This window comes from Streptomyces sp. NPDC058685, from assembly GCF_042714725.1.
GTDB lineage: Bacteria > Actinomycetota > Actinomycetes > Streptomycetales > Streptomycetaceae > Streptomyces.
Genome location: NZ_JBHXSL010000001.1, coordinates 297,396 through 312,053, shown reverse-complemented (window position 1 = coordinate 312,053; position 14,658 = coordinate 297,396). Strand labels below are relative to the sequence as shown.

Sequence of the window (14,658 nt, the reverse complement as noted above, 5' to 3'; positions counted from 1 at the left end):
AAGAACCCGCGCCCCAAGCACCCAGGCCCCGCCCAGGGACTCGCACCCCACAAGCACCCGAGGCCCAAGCACCCTGGCCCCGCCCCAGCAACCCGCACCCCACAAGCACCCGCGCCCCAAGCACCCAGGCCCCGCCCCAGGGACCCGCACCCCACAAGCACCCACCCCCCAAGCACCCTGGCCCCGCCCCAGCGACCCGCACAACCACCCCCCTCCCCCTGTACAGGTCGCTACGCGCGTAGATATGCTCATCTGGTGACCATGCCCACCACTGCACCTGCATTCGCCGACGCGACGGCGTCCGACACTGCGCTGCGCCGCTTCCTGCACGGGCTCCCCGGCGTCGACCCCGTCGGCCTCGAAGCGCGCGCCGCGTCCCTCGGTACCCGTTCGATCAAGACCACGGCCAAGGCTTACGCCATCGACCTGGCCATCTCCATGATCGACCTGACGACGCTCGAAGGCGCGGACACCCCGGGCAAGGTCCGGGCGCTCGCCGCCAAGGCCGTACGTCCCGATCCGACCGACCGCGGCACCCCGACGACCGCCGCCGTCTGTGTCTACCCCGACATGGTCGCGACCGCCAAGGCCGCCCTCCAGGGTTCGGACGTGAAGGTCGCCTCCGTCGCCACCGCGTTCCCCGCCGGCCGCGCCGCCCTCGACGTGAAGCTCGCGGACGTCCGCGACGCCGTCGCCGCGGGTGCGGACGAGATCGACATGGTCATCGACCGCGGCGCGTTCCTCGCCGGCCGGTACCTCAAGGTGTACGAGGAGATCCTCGCCGTGAAGGAGGCTTCCGGCGCCGCCCGCCTGAAGGTCATCTTCGAGACCGGCGAGCTCTCCACGTACGACAACATCCGCCGCGCCTCCTGGCTCGGCATGCTCGCGGGCGCCGACTTCATCAAGACGTCGACGGGCAAGGTCGCGGTCAACGCCACCCCGTCGAACACCCTGCTCATGCTCGAGGCCGTTCGCGACTTCCGGGAGCAGACTGGGGTACAGGTGGGCGTGAAGCCCGCGGGCGGCATCCGTACCAGCAAGGACGCGATCAAGTTCCTCGTCCTCGTCAACGAGACCGTCGGCGAGGACTGGCTGGACAACCACTGGTTCCGCTTCGGTGCGTCGAGCCTGCTCAACGACCTGCTGATGCAGCGCCAGAAGCTGGCCACCGGCCGCTACTCCGGCCCCGACTACGTCACGGTGGACTGAGACCCCATGGACAAGCAGACATTCGCATACGCGCCGGCCCCCGAGTCGCGTTCGGTCGTCGACATCGCGCCGTCGTACGGCCTGTTCATCGACGGCGAGTTCACCGACGCCGCCGACGGCAAGGTCTTCAAGACCGTCTCGCCGTCGACCGAGGAGGTCCTCGCCGAGGTCGCCCAGGCCGGCACCGAGGACGTGGACCGTGCCGTGAAGGCCGCCCGCAAGGCGTTCGAGAAGTGGTCCGCGCTGCCCGGCGCCGAGCGTGCCAAGTACCTGTTCCGCATCGCGCGGATCATCCAGGAGCGCAGCCGCGAGCTCGCCGTCCTCGAGACGCTGGACAACGGCAAGCCGATCAGGGAGACGCGTGACGCGGACCTCCCCCTCGTCGCCGCGCACTTCTTCTACTACGCGGGCTGGGCCGACAAGCTCGACCACGCGGGCTACGGCCCCAGCCCGCGCCCGCTCGGCGTCGCCGGCCAGGTCATCCCCTGGAACTTCCCGCTGCTGATGCTGGCGTGGAAGATCGCGCCCGCGCTCGCCACGGGCAACACGGTGGTGCTGAAGCCCGCCGAGACGACCCCGCTCTCCGCGCTGTTCTTCGCCGACATCTGCCGTCAGGCGGGCCTGCCGAAGGGTGTCGTCAACATCCTTCCCGGCTACGGCGAGACCGGCGCCGCGCTCGTCGAGCACCCGGGCGTCGACAAGGTCGCCTTCACCGGCTCGACCGGCGTCGGCAAGGCGATCGCCCGCCAGATCGCGGGCACCGGCAAGAAGGCCACCCTGGAACTCGGCGGCAAGGGCGCCAACATCGTCTTCGACGACGCCCCCATCGACCAGGCCGTCGAGGGCATCGTCACCGGCATCTTCTTCAACCAGGGCCAGGTCTGCTGCGCCGGCTCCCGGCTGCTCGTCCAGGAGTCGATCCAGGACGAGTTGCTGGACTCGCTGAAGCGCAGGCTGTCGACGCTGCGTCTGGGCGACCCGCTGGACAAGAACACCGATATCGGCGCGATCAACTCCGCGGAGCAGCTGGCGCGGATCACCGCGCTCGCCGAGACCGGTGAGGCCGAGGGTGCCGAGCGCTGGTCGGCTCCGTGCGAGCTGCCCTCCTCGGGCTACTGGTTCGCGCCGACGCTGTTCACGGGCGTCACCCAGGCCCACACCGTCGCCCGTGACGAGATCTTCGGCCCGGTGCTGTCGGTACTCACCTTCCGTACGCCGGACGAGGCGGTCGCGAAGGCGAACAACAGCCAGTACGGCCTCTCCGCCGGCATCTGGACGGAGAAGGGCTCGCGCATCCTCGCGGTCGCGGGCAAGCTCCGCGCGGGCGTGGTGTGGGCCAACACCTTCAACAAGTTCGACCCGACCTCGCCCTTCGGCGGCTACAAGGAGTCGGGCTTCGGCCGCGAGGGCGGCCGCCACGGTCTGGAGGCCTACCTCGATGTCTGACGTGACTCGTCTGAGCGTCTTCAAGACCTACAAGCTGTACGTCGGGGGCAAGTTCCCCCGCTCCGAGAGCGGCCGGGTGTACGAGGTGACGGCGAAAACATCAGCGGCTGACGCGGCGGGCAAGGGCACCTGGCTGGCCAACGCGCCCCTCTCGTCCCGCAAGGACGCCCGTGACGCGGTCGTCGCGGCGCGCAAGGCGTTCGGCGGCTGGTCGGGCGCGACCGCGTACAACCGCGGTCAGATCCTCTACCGCATCGCGGAGATGCTGGAGGGCCGGCACAAGCAGTTCAGCAACGAGGTCGCGGCCGCCGAGGGGCTGTCCAAGTCCGCGGCGTCGGCGGTCGTGGACGCGGCGATCGACCGCTGGGTCTGGTACGCGGGCTGGACGGACAAGATCGCCCAGGTCGTGGGCGGCGCGAACCCGGTCGCGGGTCCGTTCTTCAACCTGTCGACCCCCGAGCCGACCGGTGTCGTCGCCGTGCTCGCGCCGCAGGAGTCGTCGTTCCTCGGCCTGGTCTCGGTGATCGCCCCGGTCATCGCCACGGGCAACACGGTGATCGTCGTGGCGAGCGAGAAGGCACCGCTGCCGGCGCTCTCGCTCGGCGAGGTGCTGGCCACCTCCGACCTGCCCGGCGGTGTGGTCAACGTGCTCTCCGGCCGTACGGCCGAGATCGCGACCCCGCTCGCCTCGCACCAGGACGTCAACGCCATCGACCTGACCGGCGCCGACGAGATGCTGGCGAGGGAGCTGGAGATCGCGGCGGCTGACAACCTGAAGCGGGTTCTCCGTCCCCAGGCTGTGGATTACGCGGCCGACCCCGGTACGCACCGTATGACCGCGTTCCTGGAGACCAAGACGGTCTGGCACCCGACGGGTTCGCTCGGCGCGTCCGGCTCGGCCTACTGAGCTGATCCGGCTCCCCGATCAGGAGCCCCCCGATCAGGAGCCCCCTGCCGTCCCGTCCGGCGGCAGGGGGCTCCTCTCGTGTCCGGCCGCACAGGGGCCCGGACATGAGCGAGGTGCTCAGAGCGGCAGGGCTCCCACGACACCGCCGATCACCGGCAGGTCCTCGAGCGCCGCGCCCGACGCGAGCGGCCCGGTGGCGGCGGTGGTGGAGAGCGGCTTGAAGTCGGCGACCTGGGTGGCGACTCCGTTGGCCAGCGGGTCGACTCCGGTGTTGGCCAAGGGGTTCAGCTGGAGGCTGCGGAGCTGGGCGACACCGGTGACCGAGTTGGTGACCACACCGGTCAGACCGGCGGCCGGTCCGGCGTCCTGCCCGGCCGGCAGGGCGGCGCCGAGCGCATCGAGACCCACGGGAGCCGCCGGTGCCGCGTGGGCGGCATCGCTCGCGCCGAGGGCCGCGGCCACCGCCGCGACGGTCAGACCTGCGCGGAGGGCGAGCCGCCGGGACTGGGGGGCTGTGTGACGTGCCATGGGATTTCCTGACTGGACGAGACGAGTAATCGGTTGGGCACGCAGCGTAGTTGAGGTGTGACGTCGAATACCAACGTCTGCCCCGAGGGGTCCCCTTCACGGGTCAATGCGTCACACTGGTGTCCCGTGAGCTCATCCCCCATACCGACTCGTGTCGTGCTGCTCTCGGGCCCCTCAGGATCCGGGAAGTCGTCCCTCGCCGCCCGTACGGGCCTGCCCGTGCTGCGCCTCGACGACTTCTACAAGGAGGGTGACGACCCGACGCTTCCGCTGGTGGAGGGCACCTCCGACATCGACTGGGACTCCCCCGGGTCGTGGGACGCGGACGCGGCGGTGGCCGCCGTGGTGGAGCTGTGCCGTACGGGACGGACAACCGTTCCCGTGTACGACCTCGCCACCAGCGCGCGAGTGGACCGGGAGTCGCTCGACATCGGGCGCACACCGCTGTTCGTGGCGGAGGGCATCTTCGCGGCGGACATCGTGGCGCGATGCCAGGACCTCGGCGTACTGGCGGACGCGCTCTGTCTGCGCGGGCGGCCGTCCACGACCTTCCGGCGCCGGCTGGTGCGGGATCTGCGCGAGGGCCGCAAGTCGGTGGGCTTCCTCGTGCGCCGCGGCTGGCGGCTCATGCGGGCCGAGCGGGGCATCGTGGCGCGGCAGCGGGAGCTGGGCGCGTATCCGTGCGGCAAGGACGAGGCGCTCGGCCGGTTCGCGGCAGCCGCGGCGGGCCGCTGCCGCCGCGCGCCCGCGACCCTCGCATGACGCGCGCACGCCGCATGCCCGCGTAACGGCCTCGCGCCGTACGCCCGCGTAACACCCGCCCGGCACGCCGGGTGACGCGCCCCGCGGCGGCGGTTCGCACACCCCGCAACACGACAGAGCGGGGCCGGACAAGACCCCCCGGCCTGTCCGGTCCCGCTCCGTTTCCCCCGTGGGTCCCCCGTGACCCCCGTGATCCCCCACTCCCGCCGTCTCCCCCGAAACGGCGGCCCCCTTCTCTTTCCCCCCGGTGCCTTCAGGCCACGAGCTCGCCGAAGGACTCCTCCTCGTCACGGCCGAAGCTGAGGACCTCGTCCTCGCGCAGCCGGCGGAGCGACCGCCAGATGCTCGACTTCACCGTGCCGACACTGATGTCCAGGATCTCCGCGATCTCCGGGTCGGTGCGGCCCTCGTAGTAGCGAAGGACCAGCATCGTCCGCTGGAGTTCGGGCAGCCTGGCCAGCGCCTGCCACAGCACCGCACGCAGCTCCGTGCCCCGCATCGCGTCGGTGTCGCTCGCCGTCTCCGGCAGCTCCTCCGTGGGGTACTCGTTGAGCTTGCGCCGGCGCCAGGCGCTGATGTGCAGGTTGGTCATGGTGCGGCGGAGGTAGCCCCCGACCGCCGCCTTGTCACTGATCCGGTCCCAGGCCCGGTAGGTCGAGAACAGCGCGCTCTGCAGCAGGTCCTCGGCCTCGAACCGGTCACCGGTCAGGTGGTAGGCGGTGGCGTACAGGGAGGAACGGCGCTCCTGCACGTAGGCGGTGAACTCCGCCTCCGACAGTCCTGCCTGCTCCCCCGAGCCCTCCCCGTACGCCGCTCCGCTGCCCCCCGTGGGCACGTCAACGACCGTCATGTACGACGGCTTGTGCTGACGCCCGGCGCCCCGAACGCACCCCCGCCCGTTCACGGCGCCGGACTTCTCCGGTCCCCTCACGACGTCATGGAGACGCGTGACAACTGCGCTTGAGTTGGTGCTGTGCAGTGCGTTCATCTCGCGCCCCCCGTCGGTGGAGTCTGTTTCCGTCCGTGTGCCAAAAGCTTGCCCAGGCGATTTCATGGCGGTGTCCGCCGACTGTCACAGGCCTGTCACAGGGGCCGCCGGGACGTCACGGCCCTGCTTCGCCACCGGTTCGCAAAGCTCTCTTTACGCCTCTCACAAGGGGAGGAAGCGTGTGAGAGCGCTCCAGCAGTCGAACTACGGCGCACACATGGGCCAGAATGACCACCGTGCCTTTCCTGTTGCTGATCGAGGACGACGACGCCATCCGCACGGCCCTCGAACTCTCGCTGTCACGCCAGGGCCACCGAGTGGCCACCGCGGCGACGGGAGAGGACGGTCTGAAACTGCTGCGCGAGCAGCGACCGGACCTGATCGTGCTGGATGTGATGCTGCCCGGGATCGACGGTTTCGAGGTGTGCCGCCGCATCAGGCGCACCGATCAGCTGCCGATCATTCTGCTGACCGCACGCAGCGACGACATCGACGTGGTGGTCGGCCTGGAGTCGGGCGCGGACGACTATGTCGTCAAACCCGTGCAGGGCCGTGTGCTGGACGCCCGTATCCGGGCCGTACTGCGCCGCGGCGAGCGGGAGTCCACCGACTCGGCGACCTTCGGCTCCCTGGTCATCGACCGCTCGGCGATGACGGTCACCAAGAACGGCGAGGACCTCCAGCTCACGCCCACCGAGCTGCGGCTGCTGCTCGAACTGAGCCGCAGGCCCGGGCAGGCGCTCTCGCGGCAGCAACTGCTGCGTCTGGTGTGGGAGCACGACTATCTCGGCGACTCACGACTGGTGGACGCCTGCGTCCAGCGGCTGCGGGCGAAGGTCGAGGACGTGCCGTCCTCGCCGACCCTGATCCGCACGGTGCGCGGTGTGGGCTACCGGCTGGACGTTCCGCAGTGACACATGTCTGCACCGTCATTCCCATGAACGGAACCCCTCGGTGAGCAGTGCCGCAAAGCGCGCGATACTCGCCCCGCTTCGCTGGACGAGCCTCAGGCTCCGGCTGGTCGTGGTCTTCGCCGCGGTCGCGCTGACCGCGGCGGTCTCCGCCTCGGGCATCGCGTACTGGCTGAACCGGGAAGCCGTGCTGACCCGTACGCAGGACTCAGCCCTCGCGGACTTCCGGCAGGACATGCAGAACCGGGCGGCCGCGCTGCCGCTGGAGCCGACGCAGGCCGAACTCCAGGAGGCCGCCGAGCAGATGGCCGACGGCAACGCCGACTACAGCGTGCTCCTCATCGGTCAGCGCGACGAGGGCAAGCCGGTGGTCGTCACCTCCGACCCGGACACCTTCACGCTGGACGACGTGCCGGGGCGGCTGCGCGATGCGGTGGACAAGCGGCAGGACATAGGTGCGGGCAACCAGGTCCCGTACCACCTGTACTGGCTGCGCACCGAGCGCAACGGCTCGCCCTTCCTCGTCGGCGGCACCCGCATCGTCGGCGGCGGCCCGACGGGCTACGTCTTCAAGTCGCTGGACCAGGAACGGCAGGACCTCAACTCGCTGGCCTGGTCGCTGGGAATCGCGACCGCGCTGGCGCTCGTCGGCTCGGCGCTGCTCGCCCAGGCCGCGGCCACGACCGTACTGAAGCCGGTGCACCGGCTGGGCGAGGCGGCCCGGCGGCTCGGCGAGGGCAAGCTCGACACCCGGCTGCGGGTGTCGGGGACGGACGAACTGGCCGAACTGGCACGGACGTTCAACAAGACGGCCGAGTCGCTGGAGAAGAAGGTCGACGACATGAGCGCGCGGGAGGAGTCCAGCCGCCGCTTCGTCGCCGACATGTCGCACGAACTGCGCACTCCGCTCACCGCGCTGACCGCCGTCACCGAAGTGCTGGAGGACGAGGTCGACACGCTCGACCCGATGATCGCGCCGGCGGTGAACCTGGTGGTGAGCGAGACCCGGCGGCTCGGCGATCTGGTGGAGAACCTCATGGAGGTCACCCGCTTCGACGCCGGCACCGCGAGGCTCGTCGTGGACAACGTCGACGTCGCCGACCAGGTCACCGCGTGCATCGACGCCCGCGCCTGGCTGGACGCCGTGGACCTGGACGCCGAGCGCGGCATCATGGCGCGGCTCGACCCGCGCCGGCTCGACGTGATCCTCGCGAACCTGATCGGCAACGCGCTCAAGCACGGCGGCTCGCCGGTACGCGTGTCGGTGCGCCCGGTCGACGGCGAACTGCTCATCGAGGTACGGGACCACGGGCCCGGCATCCCCGAGGACGTCCTGCCGCATGTCTTCGACCGCTTCTACAAGGCGAGCGCGTCACGGCCGCGTTCCGAGGGCAGCGGCCTGGGCCTGTCGATCGCGATGGAGAACGCGCACATCCACGGCGGCACCATCACCGCGGCGAACTCGCCGGACGGTGACGGTGCGGTGTTCGTGCTGCGGCTGCCGCGCGAGTCCTCCGACGCGAAGGACTGCGACGGGCACGGCGACACCGACGTGGACACCGGGCCGGACGAGGGCACGGACGCACAGAGCCGTGACCGGGGAGAGGAAGGCACACGGTGACGCCGGACGCAGCGGGCAGGCGGGCGGTGGTGGCGCTCGCCGCCCTCCTGGGCGCTCTCGCCATCGGCGGGTGCGGCATCAGGTCCACCCAGGTCCCCGTCGACGCCGGACCGGCGCCGTCGCGGGTGCCGTGCGAGGTGTCGGGCGGCAACATCACCCAGGCACAGCCGGAGAGCGGTGTCCCGGTGCGCGTCTATCTCGTCTGCGCCTCCCAGCTGGAGTCCGTGGACCGTACGGCCGGGGTGCCCGAGAAGAAGGCGCTGACCGACCGGGTGCAGGTGGCCCAGGCGCTGATCGACGAGTTGCAGAAGGAGCCGTCGTCCTCGGAGCGCGAGGCGGGCTTCGCCACGTACGTCCGCGGGCCGATCGTGGCCGGCGGGCCGCGCAAGGGGGACCCGGCGGGCACGCTGCGGCTGAACCGCCAGCCCGAGGACCTGCCCGCGCCGGCGCTCGCCCAGATCGTCTGCACGTTCGCGGAGAGCCGGGCCGCGGCCCCGGGAGGCGCGGTGGTGCTCGGCGGCCCCGGTGCGTACGCCCCCCGGAGCTACTCCTGCTCCCAGACGGCCAAGGAGCGCCCCGACGAGACGGTGCCGACGCTCGGAGCGCTGCCGTCCCCGTCCGTGTCGGAGTAGCGACAGGCCCTGGGACGTACGTCACGTCCGTCCCGCCGACGGCGCTGTGGGGTGCGGCGACGGTCCGTACGGAGCCGCGCGGAGCGACCCGTACGGCTTCCACTTGAAAGCTTCCGGAACCGATTCGCGCGCAGCGTGCGTCTTGGGGGGCGTGCAGCGTCAAGGTCAGGGCGGCAGTGCCGTCATCCGCTTCCGCGCGGCGGGGGTCACCCTCCTCCTCGCGCATCTGCTGCTCGTGGCATGGCTGACCCTGCGCCCGCTGGACGTGCTGTGGGTGACGGCCGCGAATCTCGAGCCCTTCGCCGGTATCAAGGCCGACCTCGCGCTGGGCCCCGTGGAGGCCGCTCGCCGGATGGGTGAGGGACTGCTGCTGCTCGCGCCGCTCGGCGTCCTGCTGCCCATGGCCGGCGGCCGGCTCATGGTCTCGCCGCTGGCCTCGCTGGCCCGCACCGTCGCGGCCGGCGCGTTCCTCTCCCTCGCCATAGAGCTACTCCAGACCGGTGTACCGGGGCGGGTGCTCGACGTCGACTCGCTGCTGCTGAACACCGCCGGGGTGACGATCGCCCATCTGCTGGTCGTGCCCGCCGGGCGGGCCCGGCTGCGCCGCAGGCAGGGGGGCGCGGGCGCCGGGTCCTCCTCGCGGCCGCGCGGTGCCGTCCTGCGGGAGGAGCCGTCTCAGGGGGCGACCCCGACGATTCCCAGGGTCGGGATCGCACCGTAGAGCGACGCTTTGCACCCCTGTCGAGAGCCACCATGGATACATCAGGAGCCACCGGGAACCGCTCCTGAACATCCGCATACGGTTCTCGCAAAGGAGCCCATCATGGCCGCACTTGTCCGCCCGCGTGAGGGACGCATGATCGGTGGCGTGTGCGCCGCGCTGGCACAGCGCTTCGGCACATCCGCCGGCACCATGCGGGTCATCTTCGCCGTCTCGTGCCTGCTGCCCGGCCCGCAGTTCCTGGTCTATCTGGCGCTGTGGCTGTTCCTGCCGGCCGAGAAGACCGCCACGACGGCCTGGTAGAGCACCTGCCGGTTCAGCCGGCCCGCACCTGGCCGACCTTCGCCAGCTGCTTGTCGGCGACTTCCCGGGGGACGCGCGGCGGTACGCGCCGCGCGAGATCGAGCGCCATGAACCGCGCCACCGTGGCGCCTTGGCGCACCACGACCAGATGGACCGGGGTGGCCACGCCCTCGTTGGTCCCGACCGCCGTCCAGCTGACGGTCTCGTCGGCGCCCTTGGTGGTGAAGGGGCTCTCCTTCACCTCGCGGTAGGAGCCGCTGCGGCCCTGGAGGGTCGCGGTGAATCCCTTGCCGCACGCGCCGACGGCCTTCTTCAGTCCGTCCATGAGCTTCACCGCGTCCGCCTCGCTGTAGGCACTGACCGAGGCGGACACCGCCAGCCCGACGTTCTTGACCGAGCCCAGCCCGCGGTTGACCGTGCTCTTCGCCCGGGGGCTCGGCGCGTCACCCATGGCATCGGCGAGCGGCTGGCACGTCGGGGTGTCGGCGGCGGGCTGCCCGGCGGGGGCGAGGGCGCTCTTGCCGCTGGACACCTGGAAGCCGGGCAGATCTCCGGTGGCCAGCGCGGAGCGCTCCAACTGGGGGCTGCTGAGCGGCTTCGAGGTGTCGCCGCCGTCTCCCTTGTCACTGTCACCGCCGGCACCACCGTCGCCGCTCCCCCCGTCGGCCGGTCCGGCGCCGGTGGTCGCGCCCGAACTCGCGGGCGCATCCGAGCCCTTGGCGGGTTCCTTGCCGTCGTCACTCGTGCAGGCCGTGGCCAGCAGGAGGGCGGAGAAGGCGGAGAGGGCTGTCAGCAGGGTCGGTCGGGCGCTTGTCCCGGCGGTCATCGGGCGCATGGCGGCGATCCTGGCACACAGACGTGGGGCCCACATCCGATTCGGGATGTGCGCCCCACTTCAGTGGCGTCCGGCGGATGTCGGTTGCGCCCGTCGGAAGATCGCCGTCCGTCCGTGTCTCAGCCGAGGGGGAGGCCGCCGAGCGGAAGGCCGTTCAGCGGCAGACCGTTCAGCGGAAGGCCCCCGGCGATCGGGAGGCCGCCGAGCAGACCCGCGACCGGGTCGGCAGCACCGTCGGTGGGCAGCGCCTTGTCCGTGACGCCCTCCAGCGTGGCCGCCACCGGGCCGACGGCGTCGGTCAGCGCCTGCTGGCCACCGGCCAGCGACGCGGGGGCACCCGCCGGGAGCTTGGTGACGGCGTTCTGCACGGGCGCCACGCTCGTGACGCTGTCGAGCGGGGTGGCGGTGTCGGGGAGCGTCGCCGGGGCAGCGGCGGCGGAGCCCGCGGCGGCGGCGGCGAAGGCGGCACCGAGAGCGGCGGCACCGAGAGTCTTGACAGCAGACTGCTTCATCAGGGGTTTTCCTCGGGACGGGAATATGAGCGGCTCTGCAAGCTAGCCCCGCCCCACAGGAGTGGCAAACACCATGAAGCGGCCGAGTGTTGACGTTCCCGGCCGCTTCCCGATAAGTACGATCACTTTCCGCCGGAGGAAGAATCGCTGGTCGTGGCGGTCTGACGGAACAGCCATTCGGATTTCAACTCGGCGTATCCGGGCTTGATCACGTCATTGATCATCGCCAGTCGTTCATCGAAAGGAATGAACGCCGACTTCATCGCATTGACGGTGAACCACTGCATGTCGTCGAGCGTGTATCCGAAGGTGTCGGTCAGCAACTCGAATTCACGGGTCATGCTGGTGCCGCTCATCAGCCGGTTGTCGGTGTTGACGGTGGCCCTGAAGTGCAGTTTCCGCAGCAGCCCGATGGGGTGGTCGGCGTACGAGTCGGCGGCGCCGGTCTGCAGGTTCGACGTCGGGCAGAGCTCCAGCGGGATGCGCTTGTCCCGTACGTACGCGGCGAGGCGGCCGAGCCGCACCGTGCCGTCGTCCGCCACCTCGATGTCGTCGATGATGCGCACGCCGTGCCCGAGGCGGTCGGCGCCGCACCACTGGAGCGCCTGCCAGATCGACGGCAGACCGAAGGCCTCACCGGCGTGGATGGTGAAGTGGTTGTTCTCGCGCTTCAGGTACTCGAAGGCGTCCAGGTGACGGGTGGGCGGGAAGCCCGCCTCGGCGCCCGCGATGTCGAAGCCGACGACGCCCAGATCGCGGTAGCGGTTCGCCAGTTCGGCGATCTCCAGGGCACGGGCCGCGTGCCGCATGGCGGTGAGCAGCGCGCCGACACGGATGCGGTGACCGCTCTCACGGGCACGCCGCTCGCCCTCACGGAAGCCTTCGTTGACGGCCTCGACGACCTCTTCGAGCGTGAGACCTGCCTCCAGGTGCTGCTCGGGGGCGTACCGCACCTCCGCGTAGACCACGCCGTCCTCGGCGAGGTCCTCGGCGCACTCGGCGGCGACCCGGAAGAGGGCGTCACGGGTCTGCATGACGGCGCAGGTGTGCGCGAAGGTCTCCAGATAGCGCTCCAGCGAGCCGGAGTCGGCGGCCTCGCGGAACCAGATGCCCAGCTTGTCCGGCTCGGACTCGGGGAGCCGTTCGTAGCCGTGTGCCTGGGCGAGTTCGATGATCGTGCCCGGACGCAGCCCGCCGTCGAGGTGGTCGTGCAGGAGCACCTTCGGAGCACGGCGGATCTGGTCCGCGGTGGGCGTGTTGAGGGTCTGGCTCGTCATCTGCGCACTCTAGCCCCTACGCGCGTAGAGAGAGCCGGGTCGATACGTAACAGTGACCGTGCGTACGGGTGGAGTACACCCGCCCTTCTGAGACTGTTCTGTCATGGCACACCACGCATCGCCCCTGTGGTGGGGGCGTCCGGGCGACCAGGCCAGAGGTACGGGAACCCGCCGTGAGGCGACCGTGGCGAGGGGAGAGCGAGACAGCCGGCGCAGGCGGGAGGCCCGGCTGGGCCGGCCGGTGGGCGGCCGGGCGGCGGGCGCCGGTCCGGCGGTCGGCGGAGTGGTGCTGCTCCTGCCCGACGGGGAGCCCGAGTCCGTCCGCAGACCCTCACCGCTGGCGTACGCGGCGGCCTTGCCGATGGGCCGGTCGCTGGCCCGCGCGGGGCGCGAGCACGGACTGGTGGTGCACGCGGTCCACTACCGCTTCCGGGGCTGGAACGGAACGGACGCTCAGCCCGCCGTCGACGCGGCGCGGGTGGCGGACGAGGTGCTCCAGCGGTACGGGGATGTGCCCGTCTGTCTCGTGGGCCATGGCATCGGCGGTCGCGCGGCCCTGCACGCCGCGGGCCACGCGGCGGTCAACTCCGTTCTGGCGCTTGCCCCGTGGCTGCCCGAGGACGACATGGCGGCCGCACCCGAACCGGTGAAACAGCTCGTCGGCCGGCAGGTCCTGATCGTGCACGGCACGAACGACGCGCGTACGGACCCGGAGTTGTCCTACCGGCTGGCCGAGCGGGCGAAGAAGACCAACCGCGACACCTGCCGCTTCGAGGTCCACACGGACGGCAACGCGCTGCGGCAGCACCACGGTGAAGTCCAGGCGCTGGCGGCCGACTTCGTCCTGGGCGCCCTCTTCACCCGGCCCTACGCCCGCCCGGTGGCCGACGCGCTCGCGGCCCCGCCGCCGCTCGGGCTGCGGATGCCGCTGGCGGCCGGCTTCGGCCGATCGCTGCGACGGTAGGCCCGCGCCGCCCTGGCAGGTGCCTGCCCGGACGCCTCCCGGACGGGCTTCTCAGTCCGGGAGCAGGTTGCCCCGGCGGGAGAGCAGGAACTTCTTGAACGCCGCCACCGGGGCGGTGTCGGGGTGTCCGTCGAGCCAGGCGAGGCCGATCTCGCGGACCGCGCGCGGGGCGGTCACCGTCAGCTCCACCACACCCGGTCGCGCGACGGCCGGCGGCGGCAGCAGGGCCACGCCCAGGCCCGCGGCCACCAGCCCGCGCAGGGTCTCCGCCTCCTCGCCCTCGAAGGCGACCCGCGGGGTGAAGCCGGCCTCCGCGCACAGGTCGTCGGTGATCCGGCGCAGACCGTAGCCGGGTTCGAGGGTCACGAAGACCTCGTCCGCCGCCTCCGCCAGCCGGATGCGGCGGCGGCCTGCGAGCCGGTGGTCGTCGGGCACCACCAGGCGCAGCCGCTGCTCGTCCAGGCGCCGGGCGACCAGGTCGGGTGCGTCCGGTACCGGCGAGGTCAGGCACAGGTCGAGCTCTCCCGCGCGCAGCCGCTCCAGCATGGCCTCGCCGTAGTTCTGCACGAGAGTGAAGCGGATGCGCGGATGGTCGGCGCGGAAGGCCCGCAGCAGCCCCGGCACGGTCTCCGACCCCATGGTGTGCAGAAAACCGAACGCCACCTTTCCCGCGCTGGGATCGGCGTCCGCCCGCACCGAGTCCGCCGCCCGCTCGACCTCGCCCAGCGCCCGCTCCACGGAGGCGAGGAAGGTCCGGCCCGCCGGAGTGAGCGAGACGGTGCGGCCCTTGCGCGCGAACAGGGACAGACCGAGGTCGTGCTCCAGGCGCACCATCGCCCGGGACAGGGTCGACTGCGGCACCCCCATCTCCTGTGCGGCGCGCGTCACATGCTCGTGGCGGGCGACTCCGGCGAAGTACGCGAGGCGCGGCGCGAGCAGCAGCGTGATGTCTTCTTCGTAACTACTCGGTGACAGCCGAGGCTGTGAGCTGTGGTCATGCACCATGGGAACGATTATGGCCAATCCATGCATTGGACGCATG

16 protein-coding genes are annotated in these 14,658 nt (G+C 71.2%); 10 read left to right on the top strand and 6 right to left on the bottom strand.

Annotation, left to right across the window (positions count from 1 at the left end):
* Positions 1 to 261 precede the first annotated feature (261 nt).
* The 3 genes from deoC to ACFWU3_RS01470 are packed head-to-tail and all read left to right on the top strand — an operon-like array spanning position 262 to position 3,562.
* Positions 262 to 1,209, top strand: a complete 948-nt coding sequence (gene deoC / locus ACFWU3_RS01480) for a deoxyribose-phosphate aldolase (protein ID WP_313948890.1) — start codon at positions 262 to 264, stop codon at positions 1,207 to 1,209.
* 6 nt (positions 1,210 to 1,215) lie between these two features.
* Positions 1,216 to 2,655, top strand: a complete 1,440-nt coding sequence (locus ACFWU3_RS01475; RefSeq protein ID WP_384429434.1) for an aldehyde dehydrogenase family protein — start codon at positions 1,216 to 1,218, stop codon at positions 2,653 to 2,655.
* Complete coding sequence (locus tag ACFWU3_RS01470) at positions 2,648 to 3,562, top strand: aldehyde dehydrogenase family protein (RefSeq protein WP_384429431.1); 915 nt, start codon at positions 2,648 to 2,650, stop codon at positions 3,560 to 3,562. Before ACFWU3_RS01475 ends, ACFWU3_RS01470 begins: the two co-directional genes overlap by 8 nt.
* A gap of 117 nt (positions 3,563 to 3,679) precedes the next feature.
* On the opposite strand, the gene ACFWU3_RS01465 is transcribed toward ACFWU3_RS01470, so the two are convergent.
* The gene (locus ACFWU3_RS01465; protein WP_384429428.1) at positions 3,680 to 4,090 is read right to left on the bottom strand and encodes a hypothetical protein; all 411 of its coding nucleotides are present in this window, start codon (positions 4,088 to 4,090) and stop codon (positions 3,680 to 3,682) included.
* A 126-nt stretch (positions 4,091 to 4,216) separates the two neighbouring features.
* Between ACFWU3_RS01465 and ACFWU3_RS01460 the strand changes: the two genes are divergently transcribed.
* Entirely contained in the window at positions 4,217 to 4,852 is a 636-nt protein-coding gene (locus ACFWU3_RS01460) for an ATP-binding protein (RefSeq protein WP_384429425.1), read from the top strand.
* A gap of 253 nt (positions 4,853 to 5,105) precedes the next feature.
* Here the strand turns inward: ACFWU3_RS01460 and ACFWU3_RS01455 are convergent, their stop codons facing one another.
* Positions 5,106 to 5,840, bottom strand: a complete 735-nt coding sequence (locus ACFWU3_RS01455; protein ID WP_313944512.1) for a SigE family RNA polymerase sigma factor — start codon at positions 5,838 to 5,840, stop codon at positions 5,106 to 5,108.
* A 236-nt stretch (positions 5,841 to 6,076) separates the two neighbouring features.
* Between ACFWU3_RS01455 and afsQ1 the strand changes: the two genes are divergently transcribed.
* The 5 genes from afsQ1 to ACFWU3_RS01430 all read left to right on the top strand — a co-directional run bounded on the left by afsQ1 (position 6,077) and on the right by ACFWU3_RS01430 (position 10,028).
* Positions 6,077 to 6,754: a two-component system response regulator AfsQ1 gene (gene afsQ1 / locus ACFWU3_RS01450; RefSeq protein ID WP_175257369.1), complete on the top strand. Its 678-nt coding sequence runs from the start codon at positions 6,077 to 6,079 to the stop codon at positions 6,752 to 6,754.
* Between the two features lie 40 nt (positions 6,755 to 6,794).
* Entirely contained in the window at positions 6,795 to 8,372 is a 1,578-nt protein-coding gene (locus ACFWU3_RS01445) for an ATP-binding protein (RefSeq protein WP_384429422.1), read from the top strand.
* Positions 8,369 to 9,004: a hypothetical protein gene (locus tag ACFWU3_RS01440; RefSeq protein WP_384429419.1), complete on the top strand. Its 636-nt coding sequence runs from the start codon at positions 8,369 to 8,371 to the stop codon at positions 9,002 to 9,004. Before ACFWU3_RS01445 ends, ACFWU3_RS01440 begins: the two co-directional genes overlap by 4 nt.
* Positions 9,005 to 9,155: 151 nt before the next feature.
* A complete protein-coding gene (locus ACFWU3_RS01435; RefSeq protein ID WP_384429416.1) occupies positions 9,156 to 9,725 on the top strand; it encodes a VanZ family protein in 570 nt (189 codons plus the stop codon).
* A 102-nt stretch (positions 9,726 to 9,827) separates the two neighbouring features.
* Positions 9,828 to 10,028: a PspC domain-containing protein gene (locus ACFWU3_RS01430; protein ID WP_313944515.1), complete on the top strand. Its 201-nt coding sequence runs from the start codon at positions 9,828 to 9,830 to the stop codon at positions 10,026 to 10,028.
* A gap of 13 nt (positions 10,029 to 10,041) precedes the next feature.
* Here ACFWU3_RS01430 and ACFWU3_RS01425 read toward each other — a convergent pair whose 3' ends face one another.
* The 3 genes from ACFWU3_RS01425 to ACFWU3_RS01415 form a co-directional block, all read right to left on the bottom strand.
* Positions 10,042 to 10,863: a hypothetical protein gene (locus ACFWU3_RS01425; protein ID WP_384429412.1), complete on the bottom strand. Its 822-nt coding sequence runs from the start codon at positions 10,861 to 10,863 to the stop codon at positions 10,042 to 10,044.
* Positions 10,864 to 10,982: 119 nt separating this feature from the next.
* Positions 10,983 to 11,375, bottom strand: a complete 393-nt coding sequence (locus ACFWU3_RS01420) for an ATP-binding protein (RefSeq protein ID WP_384429409.1) — start codon at positions 11,373 to 11,375, stop codon at positions 10,983 to 10,985.
* A 122-nt stretch (positions 11,376 to 11,497) separates the two neighbouring features.
* Entirely contained in the window at positions 11,498 to 12,652 is a 1,155-nt protein-coding gene (locus tag ACFWU3_RS01415; protein ID WP_327681008.1) for an adenosine deaminase, read from the bottom strand.
* Positions 12,653 to 12,755: 103 nt separating this feature from the next.
* Here ACFWU3_RS01415 and ACFWU3_RS01410 point away from each other — a divergent pair, with 103 nt between their 5' ends.
* Positions 12,756 to 13,616, top strand: coding sequence for an alpha/beta hydrolase (locus ACFWU3_RS01410; RefSeq protein ID WP_384429406.1), 861 nt, complete (start codon positions 12,756 to 12,758; stop codon positions 13,614 to 13,616).
* Between the two features lie 51 nt (positions 13,617 to 13,667).
* Here the strand turns inward: ACFWU3_RS01410 and ACFWU3_RS01405 are convergent, their stop codons facing one another.
* Positions 13,668 to 14,621, bottom strand: coding sequence for a LysR family transcriptional regulator (locus ACFWU3_RS01405; protein WP_384429403.1), 954 nt, complete (start codon positions 14,619 to 14,621; stop codon positions 13,668 to 13,670).
* Positions 14,622 to 14,658 lie beyond the last annotated feature (37 nt).

Bases quoted from the DNA above. Each gene is read 5' to 3' on its own strand.
- deoC (WP_313948890.1), top strand. From the start codon at position 262: ATGCCCACCACTGCACCTGCATTCGCCGACGCGACGGCGTCCGACACT.
- ACFWU3_RS01465 (WP_384429428.1), bottom strand. From the start codon at position 4,090: ATGGCACGTCACACAGCCCCCCAGTCCCGGCGGCTCGCCCTCCGCGCA.
- ACFWU3_RS01430 (WP_313944515.1), top strand. From the start codon at position 9,828: ATGGCCGCACTTGTCCGCCCGCGTGAGGGACGCATGATCGGTGGCGTG.
- ACFWU3_RS01470 (WP_384429431.1), top strand. From the start codon at position 2,648: ATGTCTGACGTGACTCGTCTGAGCGTCTTCAAGACCTACAAGCTGTAC.
- ACFWU3_RS01415 (WP_327681008.1), bottom strand. From the start codon at position 12,652: ATGACGAGCCAGACCCTCAACACGCCCACCGCGGACCAGATCCGCCGT.
- ACFWU3_RS01410 (WP_384429406.1), top strand. From the start codon at position 12,756: ATGGCACACCACGCATCGCCCCTGTGGTGGGGGCGTCCGGGCGACCAG.
- ACFWU3_RS01420 (WP_384429409.1), bottom strand. From the start codon at position 11,375: ATGAAGCAGTCTGCTGTCAAGACTCTCGGTGCCGCCGCTCTCGGTGCC.
- ACFWU3_RS01475 (WP_384429434.1), top strand. From the start codon at position 1,216: ATGGACAAGCAGACATTCGCATACGCGCCGGCCCCCGAGTCGCGTTCG.
- ACFWU3_RS01405 (WP_384429403.1), bottom strand. From the start codon at position 14,621: ATGGTGCATGACCACAGCTCACAGCCTCGGCTGTCACCGAGTAGTTAC.
- ACFWU3_RS01455 (WP_313944512.1), bottom strand. From the start codon at position 5,840: ATGAACGCACTGCACAGCACCAACTCAAGCGCAGTTGTCACGCGTCTC.
- ACFWU3_RS01425 (WP_384429412.1), bottom strand. From the start codon at position 10,863: ATGCGCCCGATGACCGCCGGGACAAGCGCCCGACCGACCCTGCTGACA.